The organism is Flavobacterium hauense, from assembly GCF_054457175.1.
In genome coordinates this window covers 53,886-73,770 of sequence record NZ_JBTKVX010000001.1, presented here as the reverse complement: position 1 = coordinate 73,770, position 19,885 = coordinate 53,886, and the positions used below count along the sequence as shown (strand labels likewise).

The window sequence follows — 19,885 nt, the reverse complement described above, 5'->3', positions numbered from 1 at the left end:
TATGGTTCACAATCGCACAAAAAACGAAAATCATTAATCGATACATTAAAATTAAATACTGTTTAAATTATGAAAAGAATTTCTGGTTTATTCCTGGTGGCGCTGATGAGCGGCGCTACGACTCTGGGAGCTTACAAACTGGTATTTGATAATGACAAACCATCATCTGCCTTATCAATCGCTCCATCCTCAAATTATTCAAGGAACGTAGGTTTTAACGGTATGGAAACGGCAGATTTTACCGCTGCTGCCGATCAGGCAGTGCATACGGTGGTCCATGTTAAGAATGTTACCTATTCTAACCAGCCCCGCAACATGATGGAATACATTTATGGTTACCGCAGCGGCGAACCTACCCCGCAGGTAGGAACAGGATCGGGGGTGATAATAACCGAAGACGGCTATATTGTAACCAATAACCACGTGATCGAAAACGCATCAGAACTTGAAGTGACCCTAAACAACAATAAAACTTATAAAGCAAAACTGGTAGGCACCGACTCTAAAATGGACATTGCCCTGCTTAAGGTTGATGCCAAAGAGAAACTGCCCTATACTACCTTTGGCAACTCAGACGACATTAAAGTGGGCGAATGGGTACTGGCGGTAGGTAACCCTTATAATCTTACCAGCACCGTAACAGCCGGGATCGTTTCGGCGAAAGCCAGAAACCTGAGCAAAGACGGACTGCAATCGTTCATACAGACCGATGCGGCGGTAAACCCGGGCAATAGCGGCGGCGCACTGGTAAATACTAAAGGCCAGCTGATAGGCATCAACACCATGATTACCTCCATGACCGGATCGTATGTGGGTTATTCTTTTGCTGTTCCGTCTAACATTACCCGCAAGATCATTGAAGACCTTATGGAATATGGTAATGTTCAGCGTGGTATCCTTGGGGTTCAGGGTGGCGAACTTAACAGTGCCATGGCCAATGATCTTGGTGTGACCGAAACACAGGGCTTCTACGTAAATGGTGTTGACAATGATTCGGGAGCTAAAAGAGCGGGCATCAAAAAAGGAGATATCATTGTGGATATTGACGGTAAAACAATTAATGGTTATGCCGACCTGAATGCTGCCGTTGTAACCAAACGCCCTAACGATGTGGTTAAGGTTACCCTGCACCGCGGCAGCAGTGTACTTACCTTACCGGTAACGCTTACTAAAAAAGAGGTTAACAGCCTTATTTATAGTGGACTTGAATTTGAAGACCTTACCGCAGCCGAAAAGAAAAAACTAAATATCAACTATGGTATCAGGATCAAGGAAATTACCGATGAGCAATACATGCCTTATTACGACGAACTTAAAGATGGCGTGATACTGAGCATTGGCAATATAAAAGCCAAAGACATAGAAACGGTATCTAAACTGCTTTCGAATAAAACGCCTAACGAACGTGTAAGGGTACAGATGATAACCAAAAACGGAGAGCTGGTACGTTTTATAATGTAACATAGTTTAAAGTTTACGGTTAACTGTTTACAGTTTTGAGCCCCGGTGAGTAATTACCGGGGCTTTGTTTTTAGCAACCATATCATAACCTTGGGAAAATAGTTACACAACGTGTGTTGCTTACTTTTGTAGAAATCATCCCCTTACAATGAAGAAAAAGACTTTTCGAAAACTTGAGGTATTGCTGCATTTTCTTACTGCTTTTATCCTTATCATAAAAGGTGTGGATGAAATGAGCAGGCGCCTTTATTTTCCGGGAAGCATTATTCTGGGACTGGCACTCCTTATACTTGTCATCAGTATTTTCTGGAAAACCCTTTACATTTCGCCAAGACAGGCCAGGCAAATTTGCTATTACCTCGAAGCTCCTGCACTGCTTATCACCTCATACGTACTGTATCTCGAAGAAAAGCAATTTTTGCCCGATATTTTTCTGGTGGCAGCCATGCTCTACCCCATGGTAGGCTTTATCACCTCAAAAAAATCCAAACATTTTGAAAAACGTCATTTTTAATGCGTTAACACAAAATAACATTCGATAGCATTAACTAACCATCTCTGCCGGTTACCCCGATTACATTTGTCTTATCAATTTTAAATAATAAGACAATGAAGACCAATACGATCATTAGGAGCTTTATCCTAAGCACAGCATTATTGCTTAGCAGCCTTGTGTATGCGCAGCAGCCAAAAGGATTTGGCAAGACCGACAAAAATCCATGTGCTGCATCCCAGTATGAAAATTACCTGAGAACTGCCAAAGGCCGCACGCTGACCGAAAGTCAGTTTGAACAATGGATCGCCCCCAAAGTTGAAGAACTGCGCCGCAACAAAACCTTGTATAAATCAGGCAATACAGTACTAACACTTCCTGTAGTAGTACACGTTATACATAATGGCGATGCTGTTGGCGAAGATGAAAACCTTGCCGACGATCAGATTTTTTCTCAAATCACGGTACTGAACAACGATTTTAGAAGATTACTGGGTTCTCCTGGATATGTAGAAGGCAATGCCGGTACCGATATGGAAATCGAATTCTGCATGGCGCAGCGCGATCCCAGCGGTAACCCTACCAACGGTATTGACCGTATACAGAGAGCAAAAGAAAACTGGGGCATGATGGCCATAGAAACCCAGTTAAAACCCACTACGCAATGGGATCCCGAAAAATATATTAATATCTGGGTATGTAAATTTGGGGGCGACCTGGTTTCTCCTTTTGGCGAGGTGGGCGGATATGCTTTCTTCCCTGAGGGTTCCGGTCTTGAAGGCCTTGAAGGAGCCGAATCGTATGCCGAAAATGATGGTGTGACCATGAATTACAAATGTTTTGGCTCTGCCGACTACTACCCGGAAGGCACTTATCTTCTTCCCGGAGCAGATAAAGGCCGTGCAGCAGTACACGAAATGGGCCATTTCTTTGGACTTAGGCATATTTGGGGCGATGGAGAAGACTGTACAGCAACCGATTACTGTGATGATACCCCTGCCGCTCTTAGCATGAATACTTCTTGCGAGCCTGTTGACTCATGCCTGGAAAATGACGGCTTTGACATGATTGAAAATTATATGGATTATACTCCTGATGAATGCAAAAGCGTATTTACACATAACCAGAAAGAAAGGATGTGGGCAACTATGCAAAACGCATTGCGCAGGGGAACGCTAATTACCTCTGACGGATGTTTAGCACCTACTGCCGGAGTGAACGATAATCAGCTTCAGGGACTAAACATTTACCCTAACCCGGCGAAAGAGATCCTGAATATAACATCTGACATTACAGGTGTTGCAGGCACCTATGAGATATATAACACCCTGGGACAAGCTATTGCTGCTAAAAACATAAGCTTTGAAGAAAACCAGAGTATAGATATATCCGGATTAAGCCAGGGAGTTTACATTATTAAACTTACAAGGGAAGGCAAAGCCAAAACCCTGAAATTTATTAAGGAATAGAAAATTAACAGGATTCGTGATTTAGCCCTGTTAGGTGATTAATTGGTTAAGGAGCGGTATGAGGCCGCTCCTTTTTTTGTTTACCGGTGTTTTCTTAAAATAACATTATCCCTTTGGCGGATAGGGGTCATTGCCATAGGTGCGCTCTTCCTGAAAAGAACCGTCTGCCTGGTGTATGATAACCGAGCTTGGTTCCCTGTTGCGGGCAAGAGAAACAGTAAGTTCGATAACTTCCTGTTTTGTTGTTCCCGTTACCGAGGCGCGTTCTGCGTTTTCCAGTCGGCCCTGCCAGCCATGCTCATGAGGCAGTACGTGATAAGTAGCTCTTTGTGACATAGTGTATTGATTTAAAACTGACTTAAATTTAAACATTGCCCTATACGTAAAACAACCTTTTAAGGCAGCCTTAACACAGCTTGCAGAATTTTATAAGCTTGAGGTTCTAAAGTATAAAAACAGGTATAAATAAAAACCCCGGTAGTGGCGCTACCGGGGTCTCCCTGTTCAAAAAAATTAATTAACTATTTATTCTTAACTACTTTAATGGTTTTAGAAGCATTCTCTGTACTTACTTTAACCATGTAAGTACCCAATGCCAGTTGTGAAAGGTTTAGCTGTACATTAGTACTGTTGTACTGGCCGGAAATTACTCTTTGCCCTACAAGGCTGTATACCTCTACTCCGGTAATATTTTCAGAATATTCAAGGTTAAGCACATCGTTAACAGGGTTTGGATAATAGCTGAAAGCAGCCATATCAAACCTGTCAGTATCAAGAACGACATCAACAGTTACCATAAACGGTTCGGTTGTACAGTCTCCTACTGTTACTGTAGCATAAAGTACGGTATCATCTGTTATTTCATAATCTTCACCAAGAGGGTTTACGCCATCTTCGGCATTTGCCAATGAAGCATAAACAGTAACTGTACCCTGCAGGTCGGTATCTATCTCGACATCTCCTAAAGTAACCACAGGGGCTCCTGAAACATGTTCGATAGTTACCGCTACATTTTCAGGCGTTTCAAGCGGCGTAACTGTTACCACAAAAGAAGTTTCATCGGTACACGTTAATGAAGAGTCAGACTCTGCATAAACATATACTGTTGCAGATTCTGAAATTAAATCTCCTGCCGAAAGCGGAGAACCTGTACCGCCCGGTCCTGAATAATAACTATTCCCTGCTGAGAGTGCAGGCAATACATATGGTGAACATGTTGTCACATCATCCATCAGATCGGCAACAACTCCTACAACGATAACCGTAAAAGTGGTTTCTGCAGTACAAGTCTGGTTTATAGGTGAAGCTCCATAAATATGAACTGTCATGGTTTCGGTAATTGCATCACCCGCTTCAAACATTGTTCCAAGGCCTGAGCCGCCCGAGTAGTATGCACCACTTGTAAGTTCAGGAAGTATGTATTCAAAACATACAGTTACATCATCAAGCTCATCTACTTCAAAAGAGGTAATGGTAACGGTGAAAGAATTTTCTGCCGAACATGTACCTTCAAGGTTATATATATAGATAGTAGCATCTTCTGTAACCATATCGCCCGGCTGCAGTGCGGCACCAAGTCCGCCCGGCTCCGTAAAATAATTTCCGTTGCTTAATCCCGGAAGTTCATAAGGGCTACATACTAAAACGTCCTCCTTATCATCTGCCTCTACATAGCTAACTGCAATTGTAAAACTATTTTCGTCACTACAGGTAGCAGTACCTGCATAAACATATAATGTTGTCGATTGCGTGATAACAGTTCCTGCATCTACAATAGCACCTCCACCGTTGGTAGCGGTACGGTAAACTCCACCCCCGCTAGTAAGCACCGGCAATGTATAAGCTCCACAAGACACTACATCTTCCGGATCATCAGCAACAGGAGCGCCTATGGTAATCAAAACCGGATTATCTACTGAACAAGGGCCTACCGAAGCATATACATATAATGTTGTGGTAGTCGTTATAGCTGTTCCAGCTGTCACGACAGTACCGCCACCAGCCGGAGCTGTACGATAAACACCATTGGTAAGAACCGGAAGTGTATATGAGGTACATGCAATAACATCTGCAGGGTCATCAGCAGTAACTACGGCAAAGTTGGCTGTAACAGCAACCCTGGCAGACCCTTCACATCCGATGGTTTGCGATGCGTAATACGTTGTCCCGTTTACCAATGCCTGTGTAGCTGCTAATGCAGTACCACCCGAAGCAGCAGCATACCATTTAATTCCGGTACCGGTTGCAGTAAGGTTAGCTACGGTTGCAGCAGTACATACTGTTTGTGTTGGCGTTGCAGTAGGTGCAGCAGTAAGACATGGTGCTATAGTAACAAGATAATCCTCTGCCTGTCCGTATTTAGAATGGAGCTCACCGGCGCATGGAGAATTAAGGTATTGCGGAAGCGGGGAAGTAGTTCCTCCTTGAAAAAGCTTTACAATCCTCATTAGTGTTGTACCCGGTAATGCCGAGGCAGGAATTGTAATGTTGCCGGATAACTGAATCGCATCAACTCCCGTTGAAAAAAATATTGAACCTATTTCAAAGCCTTCTCCCGGATCAGACAGGATGCCGTTTTGATTAAAATCGATGTAGACCTTAAAATAATTAGTAAACTCGCCTGCCGTATCACCTTTTAGAATAATAGGGTAAGATTGCCCGGGACTCACACTTGCCGGAGGCAGGGATGTAAAATCCTGAATATATGGCAAAGCTGTGGTGCCTGCAGCTGACTGATTATTTATTCCTGCAAAATTTACAGAAGTTATCGGCTCCACGCCATTTTCGAAGGCAAGATCCTGGCAATAGCAGTTGGTCCCTGTATTTAGTACCCTTACCGGAGCACTGGTCGTGGTAGCAGACGATGCTGTACAGGTTATATTAACGCGATACCAGCGTGTTGCTGTTTGTGTAGTGCTATATGTAGCAGCAGTACCTCCCGTTGCTACGTTTGTAAAAGTAGTTCCATCCGTAGAGCTTTGCCATTGATAAGTAAGTCCGGTAGTATTATTTGCCGGGCTATAGCCAAAATTAATGGTAGTAGTATTACATGCAATACCTTTTGATGCTGTCGCTGTTGCAGCAGGTGGAGTTCCAGTACACGCCAGCGGTGCAGCCTGCGAAATCTGGAAATCATCTAATATTACATAAAAATCATTGCTTGAAGAACCTATGACCGCCTGTATACCAACATAAACAGGAACGCCTGGCGGTGGGTTAAAAGTAACAGTTTTAGCAGCGCACGTTGCTGATTCAAAATGATTGGAAGGATTGATAGTCTGAATAAGTGTGAAAGGGCCTTCCTCCGAAGTTGCATAATAAATTCCGATAGCACCCCAGTTACCAGCATTTGCTGTAGGAACGTTAGGCAGTCCATCTTCATTATAATTGAGCAGCTTATAATTATAATTGAAGGTTACTAATCCTCCGTTAGACGTCCCTAAGGAAGGAGAGATAGCCTGTACCGAACTTGTAAAAGCCCATAAGTTGGCAGCAAAAGAAAAACTTCCCCCACAGGAAGCGTCTTCAAAGTCATAAAAATCAGATGAATCCCAGTCGTAAGCGTAATTTTCGAAATTCTGAGTGTAATTAGCTTGCGAATGCCCCGTGACGGAACATAAAAACGTGCAAAAGAGCACAAATAAGTAATGTAATTGTGTTTTCATAGGTAGGTGATTGATTTAAAGTAAACTAATTTAACTAATCAAATCAATAAGCGTGTTAAATTTAACAAAATTAGGTGCTAATTTTAACATTTATTTTACAAAATAACCACGGAAAGGGAAATATTTTCTTTCACAGGATGATCAAATCCTACAAACTCTAACATTGATTATCAATAGAATAGATTTTAAACCATTTACTCCCAAGCTATAGTCTACTAAAAAATAATGAGCAAATTACAGCAATATGAATATGTTATGAAAATTAAGAAATTGTTATAAATAAAATGCTCCATAAGAGCTGCTTTATTGGATATTGCCACCGTTTTAACGACATTACTTTTATTTTAAAAAAACATTAAAAAATCTTTTACGAAAACGTTTGAAATCTATACTTTTGCACCACTAAACAACACCATTAAAATATTATCTTCATGAACAACAATGTTTTATACGAAAAAGAGCTTTCTTTTCAAGCTGACAGGCGAAGAGCCGGTGTAGAATTCATTAAAATCGTAAGCGATCTATGGTACGATAAGTCAATTGAGCTTGTACTTTTCAGGAACCAGCTGATAGACAGGAACGTAAGCGACATCATCAACCTGCACGAATATGCCGGAGAGTTTGTACAGAAACCAATCAATGTATTTGATTCTGTAGAGATCGCACGCGCTATCGAGGCACTTGATTTACCGCCTTCACGTATCGATATCGGGAAGCTAACGTATGAGTATCACCTTGAAGATGACAAATATAACGACGCAACAGCTTTCGTTATCGACAAGCTGAAAAACGCTAAAGACAGCAAGAACATCCAGCCGAAAGACGTAGTTCTTTATGGTTTCGGACGTATCGGAAGGCTACTTGCCCGTGAGATGATGTCTAAAATCGGGAAAGGTAACCAGTTAAGGCTTAGAGCGATAGTGGTTCGCGACAAGGCTGACGCTACCCTACTTGAGAAACGTGCTTCATTACTACGTTACGATTCGATCCACGGTGATTTTGAAGGCTCTGTAAGTGCAGACCCTGAGAACAACGCCCTGATAATCAACGGAACAACTGTTCATATAATCACTGCAGGCAGCCCTGAAGAAGTTGACTATACGAAATACGGTATCAATGATGCCCTTCTTATAGATAATACAGGTGCTTTCACTACAGATGAGGCACTACGCCGCCACATGTCTTCTAATGGTGTTGAGAAAGTGTTACTTACGGCTCCGGGTAAAGGAATGCCGAACATCGTTTACGGTGTAAACCACAACGAACACAGCCCTGAGGAAGTAGATATTTTCTCTGCTGCGTCTTGTACAACAAACGCTATTACCCCCATCCTTAAGGCAGTTGAAGACACTTTAGGTGTTGTAAAAGGCCACCTTGAGACGATACACGCCTATACTAACGACCAGAACCTGGTTGACAACATGCACAAGAAATACCGCCGCGGACGTGCTGCTGCCCTTAACATGGTTATCACCGAAACAGGGGCTGGAAGCGCTGTAGCTAAGGCATTACCTTCATTAGCAGGTAAATTGACGTCTAACGCTATCCGTGTACCGGTGCCAAACGGATCGCTTGTAGTACTTAACCTTGAGGTTGAAAGAGCTACAACTGTTACTGAGATCAACGAGATCATGAAGCACTACGCCCTTGAGGGTGAGCTTGTTGAGCAAATCAAATACTCAATGAACAACGAGCTTGTATCGAGCGATATCGTAGGAACGGCACAGCCTTCAATCTACGACAGCAACGCTACGATCGTAAGCGCAGATGGCAAGAACATAGTACTTTACGTATGGTATGACAACGAATACGGCTACAGCCACCAGGTTATCCGTCTTGCTAAATACATTGCCAAAGTAAGAAGGTATACATACTATTAGTAGATACAAAACCAACCGATTTTTTATCTCTAAATCCGCGGGCTACAACCGCGGATTTTTTTATGCGCTTTTGTTAATCTATTGTAAGATTTTTTTGTTATTCTGAACGTAGCGCAGCGAAGTGAAGAATCTCACTCAAAATGTAAAACAAACTTGACAAAAAAGGCCTGTTATTACGCATTTTGTCAAAAATTGGCCAATTTGCTGCGTAATAATACAACGCATAAAACCCTGACAACCAATACTAAATTTTTTAATATTGCACTTTACATTTTTCAAATGAAGGTATATTTTTCATCTGTTAACCAAATTACATTTTTCGTAAAACGTTAACATTTGCCTCTCTCGTAATGTAACCCTTCCGGGAATGGATTTACTGCAATGGTTTCTTCAGTAAAAATTTTAACTGCAAAACCGGTTTCAGTAAAGTTGTTGTGGGTTGGAGTAATTTTGCAATGTTCATTTCAGGTTTTTGTCATTGCGAGCGAAGAGCAACGGAGCGCGGCAATCTTTTAAGAGTAAGAGTAGGATTCCCCTCCCTTGGAGGGGTGGCTGAAAGCCGGGGTGGTTAAAACTGAATGCTGCTACTGTATACTGCTCTTGAAGCAAATGGTAAGCGCAACCCGGCAATGGTAATTCCTGCTATCGCCTAGGCATCGGCTTAATCAGGTTTATGTAAATCGTGACAATGAATTTAACGATATTATAAGGCATAGTGGATCATAAATCATTAAATTTAATATAACATTGAGAGCTATGCCCAAGCCATATAAAATAGAACCCATTTTTGTACCTAGATTTAAAGATGTCAATGGTTTTTATACATCTCCCGCTAGAAGCAAGGTTATGTCAAAAATACGCTCAAAAAACACAAAACCAGAAATCATATTTAGAAAAGAACTTTGGAAGCGAGGGCTTAGGTATAGGACACATGTAAAAGATATACCTGGCAGTCCCGATATAATCATGAAGAAATATAAAGTAATAATTTTTATTGACGGTGAATTTTGGCATGGGTATAATTGGAATGAAAAGAAAGAGAAAATAAAAACAAACCGTGATTTTTGGATTCCAAAAATCGAAAGGAATATGCAACGTGACCAACAGAATAACGAGAAATTATTAATATTGGGATACAAGGTTTTTCGCTTTTGGGAGCATTCAATAAAAAAAGAATTGCAAAGTTGTATTAATGAAGTTACAGAATACATTGAAGCATTAAAAACTCATTAATTATCATTTGCACAAATGATAATTAATGAGTATAATTGCAAATCAAATTGCAATTATGATAAATTGGAACGATAAAACGAAAAGATTGCTTAAATCTGAACTCGTCAAAAGAGGCATATCTAATAATGATTTAGCCAATCTTTTAAGGGAGAGAGGAATTGATGAAACTAAAGCAAGTATTGATAGCAAAATCAGTCGTGGAAGTTTTAGTGCATCATTCTTTCTACAAGTACTTTGCGTGATTGGTTGCAATAAAATTGAAATTGATAATTACGAAAATGATGTATTAATCGCTGCCGAACCTAATATTAAATATAATAAATTAAGTAATGAAAAATAAAACTGTAAAATTCATCGATTTATTTGCTGGTTTGGGAGGTATTAGATTAGGTTTTGAAAGCGCTTTTAAGCAATTTGGTTTTGAAACGGAATGTGTCATGACCTCCGAAATAAAAACTCATGCAGTTAAAACACTAAATCACAATTTTAAACATGATTTTTTTGTCGGAGATATTTTTCAAATCCGCAACGAATTTATTCCCGATTTTGATTTTTTATTAGGGGGCTTTCCTTGCCAACCATTTAGCGCTGGTGGTAAAAGACAGGGCTTTATTGACACTAGAGGTACATTATTTTTTGAAATAGAGCGAATTTTACAAGAAAAACAGCCATATGGTTTTATTTTAGAAAATGTTGAGGGCTTGGTTAAGCATGATTTGGTTAACAAGAAAGAAGATAAAATTGGTAGAACTTTATCCACAATTTTAGATAGGTTGCAAAATGATTTAGGATATAAAGTTACATGGAAAATTTTTGATTCTCTCGAATTTGGCCTTCCACAATCTAGAAAAAGAATTTTTATAGTTGGAACTAAAGAAGATTATATTGATTTAGATGGGCACGACCAAAAATTTGCCACATTAAAAAGCATTTTAGACACTGGCCTTGAAACCATTAAGTCTGATTTCGTAGATAAAATACTTTCACATCTTAGCATTGAAGATCTTTATGGGAAGTCTATAAAAGATAAACGTGGAGGCGATAATAATATACATAGTTGGGAAATCGCTGTTAAAGGTGAAGTATCGGAACAACAAGCAATATTATTAAACAAACTATTTAAAGAAAGAAGAAAAAAACAATGGGCCAAAGAAATAGGCATTGATTGGATGGATGGCATGCCATTAACTTTAGAGCAGATAAATACCTTTACAAATCTTCCACAAGAAAGTTTGAAAGATATATTAGAAGATTTAACAAATAAAGGCTATCTAAAACTAGAATACCCTAAAAAACTAATAAAGGAAGTAACTCTAAATGGTGTCAAAACATATAGAGAATATGATATCAGTAAACCTAAAGGCTATAATATCGTAACTGGCAAATTGAGTTTTGAAATCAACAAAATACTCGATCCTAATGATATAGCACCAACCCTGGTGGCAACCGATGTTTCCAGACTAGCAGTGCCCGATAATAAAGGATTAAGAAGATTGACTATACGCGAAGGATTAAGGCTTTTCGGGTATCCAGAATGGTATGAGATTCCTACAAGAGAAACTGAAGCTTTCGATTTGTTGGGCAATACCGTTGCTGTTCCTGTAGTTGAATTTGTTGCTTCTAAGCTAGCAAATAATTTTTCGATGAATTTTAAAGATAAAAATGATATAGCTGAAAAAATTGTTTATACAGAATAACATATTATAATTTATAATATTCATTTAACACATCATCCAGTACATGAAGTGTTTTTTGATTAAACACGAAATCACTTGCATCATAAATTCTATATAAATCATTCTGTCTACCAACCCATCCAAATCCATCACAATAATTAAGCATTAGAATTTTATTATTCCTATGGTTTGCATTATGTTTCATTAAAATTCCATAAAATTCAACTAATTGATCAGCTCTTTTAGATTGACCACTGCCGGTAGTTATATTATATGAAGATTCAATTAAAATTACTGGAGAGTCGACACTTGGTATTAGAAAATCTATATTCTTGTTAAGTAAAGGAAATTCTTTTTGCATTTCATAAACCAACCTTTCATTATTAGTTGATTTATACAAATCTAATTTAGACTGTATAATCTTTTCAACGTGGGCACCAACTTCATTGGAATATTTACCTTGAATCCCATTATCATTTAAAATTCTTTCAACATACTTATAATGCTTTAGATCATTTATAAAATCTACCTCTTGAAGTTTAAAGTTCCTCATATAATAAAGAGGAATTTCTTTTCCGATATTTGAGTCTCTTCCACCTATAAAAAATTCAATTAAATTTTTCCTAAATATTGGATCAGAAACAATTGTACTGCTTATTTTTTTTACATTCCATTCAGATTTAAATTCTTCATTATAATATCTAAACCTAACTAATGAAACTACTCTTTTTAATCTTTCCTCGGAAAGACCAATAAGCGATACAAATGCTTTCAACTTTAATTCAGGTGTAAATCTATCTTTTGAGATTAAAAAATTAGCCAAATCATCATGATTTGAAAAACTGACGCAACTTTCATTTATGAATTTAGCTAAGGGCTCAATAGAATTAAGAAATCTGTTATCAAATTCATCATCAATAACAAAAGACATAGTGTTTTTCCAATTATCAAATGATAGTTTCTCCATAATTTAATTTTTGTAAATATAATTTAATTTCACATTACTCTCACTATTAATAATAGCATTTGTAAGAAAAATCATTTTACAAAGTGTATAAAATAAACTGAACGAATTATCAGTATAATTACCTGATTTTAAAAACTACATAAATTACCTAGCCCCGATAGATCCGATATCCTCGTAGCGAAGAGAGAAAGGCGATAGTGGGTAGCGACGTATAGAAATAAGCGCTTTGATGGCTGCAACACACCCCTAACCCCTTCCGCCGCGGCGGAGAGAACAGCTTTACTCTTGCTCAATAAGATTGCCACGTCGTATCTCCTCGCAATGACAGTAACCTGAAATTTCAACAATTATCCATTTATAATTGGTAGGGAATAACATCAAAAACTAATTCCTTTGTATCATTAAATTTATTGATATGGAATTTACGAGAGAATTTATTTTGTATAAATTGGGAGATAGAATAAAAGAATATCGTTATGACATAGCTGGTTTAACTCTAGAAGAATTGTCATATCGAAGTGGAGTAAGTCGAAATACAATAAACTTAATTGAAAACGGAAAAATTGATCCAAGAATTACAACTATCAGAAAAATTTGCAATGCAATGGGATTATCTGCGGCAGAATTTTTTGACTTCAGTATGTTCCCTTGTATTGAATATCGATTTTAAAACAAAAAAACTCCCACGTCATGACGTGGGAGTTTTCTATATATAAAACTTTATAGTCTTAAGCTTTTGCGTCTGCGGCGATAAGGTTTAGCGCAGATCCTGCAACGAACCAGCCAATCTGGCCTTCGTTGTACGAGTGGTTAGCCATGATGATGTCTTTTGTGCCATCAGCGTGTACAAACTCAAGCGTTAGCTGTTTGCCCGGTGCGAATTCTTTAAGGTCTGTGAAGTTGATGGTATCATCCTCCTGGATCTTGTCGTAGTCAGCCTCGTTAGCAAACGTAAGTGCAAGCATACCTTGTTTCTTAAGGTTGGTTTCGTGGATACGTGCAAACGATTTTACAAGTACCGCCTTAACACCTAAGAAACGTGGCTCCATTGCCGCATGCTCACGTGAAGAACCTTCACCGTAGTTATGGTCACCCACAACGATTGAAGGGATATTGACAGCTTTATAAGCACGTGCAGTAGCCGGTACCGGTTCATACTGTCCGTCAAGCTGATTTTTAACAGAGTTTGTCTTTTGGTTGTACGCATTCACCGCACCAATAAGCATATTGTTAGAGATGTTATCAAGGTGACCACGGAAACGTAACCAAGGACCTGCCATAGAGATGTGGTCGGTAGTACATTTTCCAAACGCTTTGATAAGCAGTTTAGCACCCATGATGTTCTCACCATCCCAGGGCGTAAACGGAGCAAGAAGCTGTAAACGCTCTGATGTAGGGCTAACAGCAACTACCACTTTAGAACCGTCAGCTGCCGGTGCCTGATATCCAGGATCGTCAGCGTGGAATCCTTTTGAAGGAAGCTCATCACCTGTTGGCTCATCAAGCATTACTTCTTCGCCGTTCTCATTGATCAATTTGTCCGTAAGCGGGTTAAAGCCAAGGTCTCCTGCAATGGCAATGGCCGTTACAAGCTCAGGAGAACCTACGAATGCAAGCGTGTTAGGGTTACCGTCGGCACGCTTAGAGAAGTTACGGTTGAAAGAGTGAACGATAGTGTTACGCTCTTCTTTCTCTGCTCCTTCACGATCCCACATACCGATACACGGTCCGCAGGCATTAGCGAATACGGTAGCGCCAATTTTATCGAAAGCCTCGATAAAACCGTCACGCTCTATAGTAGAACGCACTACTTCAGATCCCGGAGTGATCGTGAATTGTGCTTTTGTTTTTAGGTTTTTGGCAGCCACCTGTCTTGCAAGTGATGCCGAACGTGCGATATCCTCATACGAAGAGTTCGTACATGATCCGATAAGGCCAACCTGAACCTGTAGCGGCCAGTTGTTCTTAGCGGCTTCTTCTTTCATTTTAGAGATAGGCGTAGCCAAATCTGGAGTGAAAGGTCCGTTTAGGTGTGGCTCAAGCTCAGAAAGGTTGATTTCGATAACCTGGTCAAAATACTGCTCAGGGTTAGCGTAAACCTCTGCATCACCGGTAAGGTAAGCAGCCACCTCGTTAGCAGCATCAGCTACTTCAGCACGGTTGGTAGCGCGAAGGTAACGGTCCATAGACTCGTCATATCCGAATGTAGAAGTTGTAGCACCGATCTCTGCACCCATGTTACAGATAGTACCTTTACCTGTACACGACATTGACGTTGCACCTTCACCAAAATATTCAACTACAGCACCGGTACCACCTTTTACAGTAAGGATACCAGCCACTTTAAGGATAACATCTTTTGGAGCTGTCCAGCCTGATAGCTTGCCTGTAAGTTTTACACCTATCAGTTTAGGGAATTTAAGTTCCCATGCCATTCCGCTCATTACGTCAACTGCATCAGCACCACCAACACCGATAGCAAGCATACCAAGTCCGCCTGCGTTTACCGTGTGTGAGTCAGTACCGATCATCATACCGCCCGGGAATGCATAGTTCTCAAGAACTACCTGGTGGATGATACCTGCTCCCGGTTTCCAGAAACCGATACCATATTTGTTAGATATAGAAGAAAGGAAGTCAAATACTTCGTTGCTTTGCTCTTTAGCACGTGCCAAATCGGTCTTAGCGTCTACTTTAGCCTGGATAAGGTGATCACAGTGTACAGTTGTAGGTACTGCTACCTTAGCTTTTCCTGCATGCATGAACTGAAGAAGTGCCATCTGTGCCGTAGCATCCTGACAGGCTACCCTGTCCGGGGCAAAATCTACATAGTCCTTACCTCTTGTAAACTTTTGAGAAGGCGTACCTTCCCATAAGTGAGAATACAAAATCTTTTCAGAAAGTGTAAGAGGACGTCCCACAAGCTCACGCGCTTTGTCAACACGCTCCGCCATGGTTTCGTACACCTTTTTAATCATTTCAATATCAAAAGCCATATCTCTATATTTTAATATTATACGTTTATTTTTTTCTGACAGCCGAAGCCTGGAAAGTATTATGCCAACTGCTTATGAGCCGGTGAGAACTTAGTCAGGTCAATACCTTCAACCGCGGCTTTATATTCTTCTATAGACGGAATACGTCCCAAAATTGCCGACAATACAACAACCGGTGTAGAAGCAAGTAATGATTCACCTTTTTTACGCTCGGTATCTTCCACAACGCGCCCCTGGAAAAGACGTGTAGAAGTTGCCAATACAGTATCTCCTTTGGCTGCTTTCTCCTGGTTACCCATACAAAGGTTACAACCGGGACGCTCCAGATACATCATATTTTCATATTCTGTACGCGCTTCGTTTTTAGGTAAAAGGTCACTGAATTCAAAACCTGAATACTTCTGTAACAAATTCCAGTCACCTTCAGCTTTCAGTTCATCAATGATATTATACGTTGGTGCAGCTACAACAAGTGGAGCGTTAAATTTCACTTCACCCTGCTGCTCTTCAAGATTCCTTAGCATTTGAGAAACGATCTTCAAGTCACCTTTGTGAACCATACAAGACCCTACAAAGCCCAAATCAACTTTTTTGTCACCGCCATAGTAAGAAATAGCGCGAATTGTATCGTGCGTATATCTTTTAGAAACATCTTCGTTGTTTACATCAGGATCGGCAATCATCGGTTCTTCTATCAGGTCAAGGTCAATTACAACTTCAGCGTAATATTTTGCATTGTCATCCGGGGTTAATGCCGGTTTTGTGCCTGATTGTATTTCCGCAATTCTATTGTTTGCCCTGTCAATCAAACCTTGCAATACCTGATTGTGGTTATCCATACCTTTATCGATCATGATCTGGATCCTGCTTTTCGCAATTTCCAATGATTCGATCAAAGTGTCGTCCTGAGAAATACAGATTGAAGCTTTTGCTTTCATTTCTGCTGTCCAGTCAGTAAATGTAAATGCCTGATCAGCTAAAAGCGTGCCAATATGAACTTCTATAATTCTGCCCTGGAACACGTTTTCACCGTCAAATTGCTGTAGCATCTGCGATTGAGTCGCATGTACAACATCGCGGAAATCCATGTGCTGTTTCATTTCACCCTTGAATGTAACTTTAACCGACTCAGGGATTGGCATAGATGCCTCGCCTGTTGCCAGTGCAAGTGCTACTGTTCCTGAATCTGCACCGAAAGCAACACCTTTCGACATTCTGGTATGCGAGTCACCTCCAATGATAATCGCCCATTCATCAACTGTAATATCATTCAGGACTTTGTGGATTACATCCGTCATTGAATGATAAACGCCTTTAGGATCGCGGGCTGTAATAACACCGAAATCATTCATAAACTTCATCAGTTTCGGAATGTTTGCCTGTGCTTTTTTATCCCAAACCGAAGCCGTATGGCATCCTGATTGGTACGCACCGTCAACGTTTGGCGAAATCACAGTTGCCGCCATAGATTCAAGTTCCTGAGCGGTCATAAGGCCTGTGGTATCCTGTGAACCTACGATATTTACTTTTACACGAACATCTGAACCGGCATACAGAAGTTTACCCGGCGTTACGCCAACTGCATTTTTATTGAATATTTTTTCTACTGCCGTAAGACCTTGCCCTTCATTGGAAATTTCTTTTGACGGAGCAAATACTGCCGGAATAGCAATACCCAAAGTTTGGGCTGCGAATGTTTGTATCTTTTTACCAAATACCACCGCATAAGAACCGCCGGCTTTGATAAACTCTAACTTTTGCGGCGTGAACGATTTAGAAAGGTCAATCAGTTCCTGGTCGCCGTTATATAATTTTTTCTTCTTTGTATTGATGGTTAAAACTGTTCCTGTAGCAACAGAATAAACTTCTTCCAATACAGGCTCGCCTTTTTCGTTACGAACAAGGTTACCATTTGCATCCTGCTTTTTAACCCAGTTTTTAAGGTCGACACCTATACCACCGGTAACATCAACAGTTGTAAGGAAAATTGGCGAAATGCCATTAGTTCCGCCTACAATAGGGGCAATATTCACAAACGGGATGTAAGGACTTGCCTGTTTACCCGTCCAGAGTGCCACATTGTTTACGCCCGACATACGGGATGAACCCACACCCATTGTACCTTTTTCGGCGATCAGCATTATGCTTGCATCAGGGAATTTTACCTGGAAATCTTTGATTTCCTCCTGTTGTTGTGGCGTCATCATACACAAACCGTGCAATTCACGGTCAGAGCGCGAATGCGCCTGATTACCCGGCGAAAGCAAATCGGTAGAGATATCTCCTTCGGCTGCAATGTATGTAACAACTTTTATTTCTTCCGGTACGTCAGGAAGTTGTGTGAAAAACTCAGCCTTTGCGTAGCTTTCCAAAATTTCTTTCGCGATTTTATTTCCGCTTTCATAAGCCGTTTTCAAGCGGTCAGTGTCTGCTTCGTAAAGGAAAACTTGTGTTTTCAGCACATTTGCCGCTTCACTTGCTATAGCCAAATCGGCACCAAGAGCTAAATCAAGCAATACCTCGATTGATTTACCACCTTTCATATGTGACAATAATTCAAGGGCAAATACAGGCGAAATTTCTTCAACCACGGCATTACCAAGAATAATTTCCTTTAAGAATGCTGCTTTTACTTCTGCTGCAGGAGTTGTACCTGGTAAAGTATTATAAATAAAAAATTTAACAGAATCCGTTCTGTACGGATTATCAATATCTTTTATCTGAGCAATGATCGCACTTACTAATTCTGCTCCGTCGATAGGTTTTGGGTGAAGTCCTAGGGCTTTTCTTTCTTCAATTTCTTTTATATAATCTTTATAAACAGTATCAAAAGCCATAAAATAAGTATATTAATTTTCGTTTGTAAAAAGTCAGTAAATTTACTCATTCTAAATTAATTAAAAAATTTTTATCTATTCTTTAATTTCAGGGAATTATTATTTATAAAGATTCTATTTTACTGAGGAAAAATCAATAAATTTAAGGAATTGGAGCTTTTCATAAGAAATTGACAATATTTTAATTTTATATTACCAATTCGTAAACAAACTACTTAAAAAATAAACAAAGCCTTACGCAAACATTTGCGTAAGGCCGTCTTTTTCTGAATATTTTTTGATTCTTAAGCAGTTAACTGATGCTCATTCCGCATATAATTTTGCTGCTCAATAACGAATTTATAGACCATGGCAGTCGCCGAAACCACTCCCAAACCAAAAATTCCGACTCCGAAAGCCAATAACTGAAGTGCCTCATCATTTATGGTCTTGAATTGTTTGAATTCCGACAGTACAGCAAAAAGCATATAAGCACAGATAAGCCCAATTACAAGCCCTAACGCCATTCCGGCAATGCGATGCTGCAAAAAAAGCTGAACAGCCAGCAATACGATAAAGATTAATGCGATCCAGTTGACCTGGGCACTGGCAAGATAATTTTCAGACACCCAGTAGGCACCGAGCGACATAAAGAACAGCTCCGGAAGCCGTTGTACAATTTGTTTCATGATTCGATTGGTTGGTTTACTACAAAACTGAAAATCAGACTATTTAGTATAACCCAAATATAAAAAAAAACCGTATGCTGTAACATACGGTTAAGTTTTTTTAATGTGATTTTAGAATGTTTAATAGGTTACGGTAAGCACGCTTTCGTCATAGCCTGCTTTTGCAGTAACATATTTGTAAACCATTGCGACAGACATAACAATACCTGTTGCAAATAAACCTGCACCTAACACTGCTGAATTAGTAATGAACAGCGAAGAAACGGATTCGTAATAACCTGAAATAATCGATAGTAACATGTACACAGAGAATGATCCAAACGCAATACCATAAATTAGCCCGGCAAGACGGTTCTTATAAAAGAACTGCACAAATAATAACCAGGTAACAAGTAAAGCGAAATAATTTACACTTCCCAATGTAAAGTAACTTTCGGCTATCCAGAACATGCCTATTCCCATAAAGAATAGCTCGGGGAATGCTCCAAATGTTTTTCTCATAATTTTTCCTGTTGTTTTCTAAAGATATAACAATAATAG

General features: G+C 39.8%; 15 protein-coding genes. 8 read left to right on the top strand and 7 right to left on the bottom strand.

All coding sequences use genetic code 11. The annotated features are described in order from the left end of the window. Positions 1-69: 69 nt before the first annotated feature. The 3 genes from ACX0HA_RS00230 (at position 70) to ACX0HA_RS00220 (ending at position 3,423) form a co-directional block, all read left to right on the top strand. On the top strand, positions 70-1,461 hold the full coding sequence (locus ACX0HA_RS00230) for a S1C family serine protease (RefSeq protein ID WP_458843248.1): 1,392 nt from the start codon (positions 70-72) through the stop codon (positions 1,459-1,461). A gap of 148 nt (positions 1,462-1,609) precedes the next feature. Further along, a complete protein-coding gene (locus ACX0HA_RS00225) occupies positions 1,610-1,975 on the top strand; it encodes a hypothetical protein (protein WP_458843247.1) in 366 nt (121 codons plus the stop codon). Between the two features lie 95 nt (positions 1,976-2,070). Beyond that, positions 2,071-3,423 (top strand): T9SS type A sorting domain-containing protein, encoded by a 1,353-nt coding sequence (locus ACX0HA_RS00220; protein ID WP_458843246.1) that lies wholly within the window; start codon positions 2,071-2,073, stop codon positions 3,421-3,423. A gap of 105 nt (positions 3,424-3,528) precedes the next feature. Here the strand turns inward: ACX0HA_RS00220 and ACX0HA_RS00215 are convergent, their stop codons facing one another. Together ACX0HA_RS00215 and ACX0HA_RS00210 are read right to left on the bottom strand one after the other, a co-directional pair. Then, positions 3,529-3,759, bottom strand: a complete 231-nt coding sequence (locus tag ACX0HA_RS00215) for a DUF2188 domain-containing protein (RefSeq protein WP_458843245.1) — start codon at positions 3,757-3,759, stop codon at positions 3,529-3,531. 185 nt (positions 3,760-3,944) lie between these two features. Beyond that, the gene (locus ACX0HA_RS00210; RefSeq protein ID WP_458843244.1) at positions 3,945-7,088 is read right to left on the bottom strand and encodes a GEVED domain-containing protein; all 3,144 of its coding nucleotides are present in this window, start codon (positions 7,086-7,088) and stop codon (positions 3,945-3,947) included. A 431-nt stretch (positions 7,089-7,519) separates the two neighbouring features. Here ACX0HA_RS00210 and ACX0HA_RS00205 point away from each other — a divergent pair, with 431 nt between their 5' ends. The 4 genes from ACX0HA_RS00205 (at position 7,520) to dcm (ending at position 11,898) form a co-directional block, all read left to right on the top strand. Beyond that, on the top strand, positions 7,520-8,968 hold the full coding sequence (locus tag ACX0HA_RS00205; RefSeq protein WP_458843243.1) for a glyceraldehyde-3-phosphate dehydrogenase: 1,449 nt from the start codon (positions 7,520-7,522) through the stop codon (positions 8,966-8,968). A 756-nt stretch (positions 8,969-9,724) separates the two neighbouring features. After that, positions 9,725-10,201, top strand: a complete 477-nt coding sequence (locus ACX0HA_RS00200; RefSeq protein WP_458843242.1) for a very short patch repair endonuclease — start codon at positions 9,725-9,727, stop codon at positions 10,199-10,201. Positions 10,202-10,226: 25 nt separating this feature from the next. Further along, positions 10,227-10,541 carry a DUF6471 domain-containing protein gene (locus ACX0HA_RS00195; RefSeq protein ID WP_458843241.1) on the top strand — a complete coding sequence of 105 codons (315 nt, stop codon included), beginning with the start codon at positions 10,227-10,229 and terminating at the stop codon, positions 10,539-10,541. Then, a complete protein-coding gene (gene dcm, locus ACX0HA_RS00190; protein WP_458843240.1) occupies positions 10,531-11,898 on the top strand; it encodes a DNA (cytosine-5-)-methyltransferase in 1,368 nt (455 codons plus the stop codon). Before ACX0HA_RS00195 ends, dcm begins: the two co-directional genes overlap by 11 nt. Positions 11,899-11,902: 4 nt before the next feature. Here the strand turns inward: dcm and ACX0HA_RS00185 are convergent, their stop codons facing one another. Then, complete coding sequence (locus ACX0HA_RS00185; protein ID WP_458843239.1) at positions 11,903-12,844, bottom strand: DpnII family type II restriction endonuclease; 942 nt, start codon at positions 12,842-12,844, stop codon at positions 11,903-11,905. Between the two features lie 415 nt (positions 12,845-13,259). Here ACX0HA_RS00185 and ACX0HA_RS00180 point away from each other — a divergent pair, with 415 nt between their 5' ends. Beyond that, complete coding sequence (locus tag ACX0HA_RS00180) at positions 13,260-13,514, top strand: helix-turn-helix domain-containing protein (protein WP_458843238.1); 255 nt, start codon at positions 13,260-13,262, stop codon at positions 13,512-13,514. Between the two features lie 58 nt (positions 13,515-13,572). Here ACX0HA_RS00180 and ACX0HA_RS00175 read toward each other — a convergent pair whose 3' ends face one another. From ACX0HA_RS00175 to ACX0HA_RS00160, 4 genes are all read right to left on the bottom strand, one after another. Next, positions 13,573-15,840, bottom strand: a complete 2,268-nt coding sequence (locus tag ACX0HA_RS00175; RefSeq protein ID WP_458843237.1) for an aconitate hydratase — start codon at positions 15,838-15,840, stop codon at positions 13,573-13,575. A 59-nt stretch (positions 15,841-15,899) separates the two neighbouring features. Further along, entirely contained in the window at positions 15,900-18,677 is a 2,778-nt protein-coding gene (locus ACX0HA_RS00170) for a bifunctional aconitate hydratase 2/2-methylisocitrate dehydratase (protein ID WP_458843236.1), read from the bottom strand. Between the two features lie 284 nt (positions 18,678-18,961). After that, on the bottom strand, positions 18,962-19,345 hold the full coding sequence (locus ACX0HA_RS00165; protein ID WP_458843235.1) for a hypothetical protein: 384 nt from the start codon (positions 19,343-19,345) through the stop codon (positions 18,962-18,964). A 120-nt stretch (positions 19,346-19,465) separates the two neighbouring features. Next, positions 19,466-19,846: a hypothetical protein gene (locus tag ACX0HA_RS00160; protein WP_458843234.1), complete on the bottom strand. Its 381-nt coding sequence runs from the start codon at positions 19,844-19,846 to the stop codon at positions 19,466-19,468. Positions 19,847-19,885: the final 39 nt, after the last annotated feature.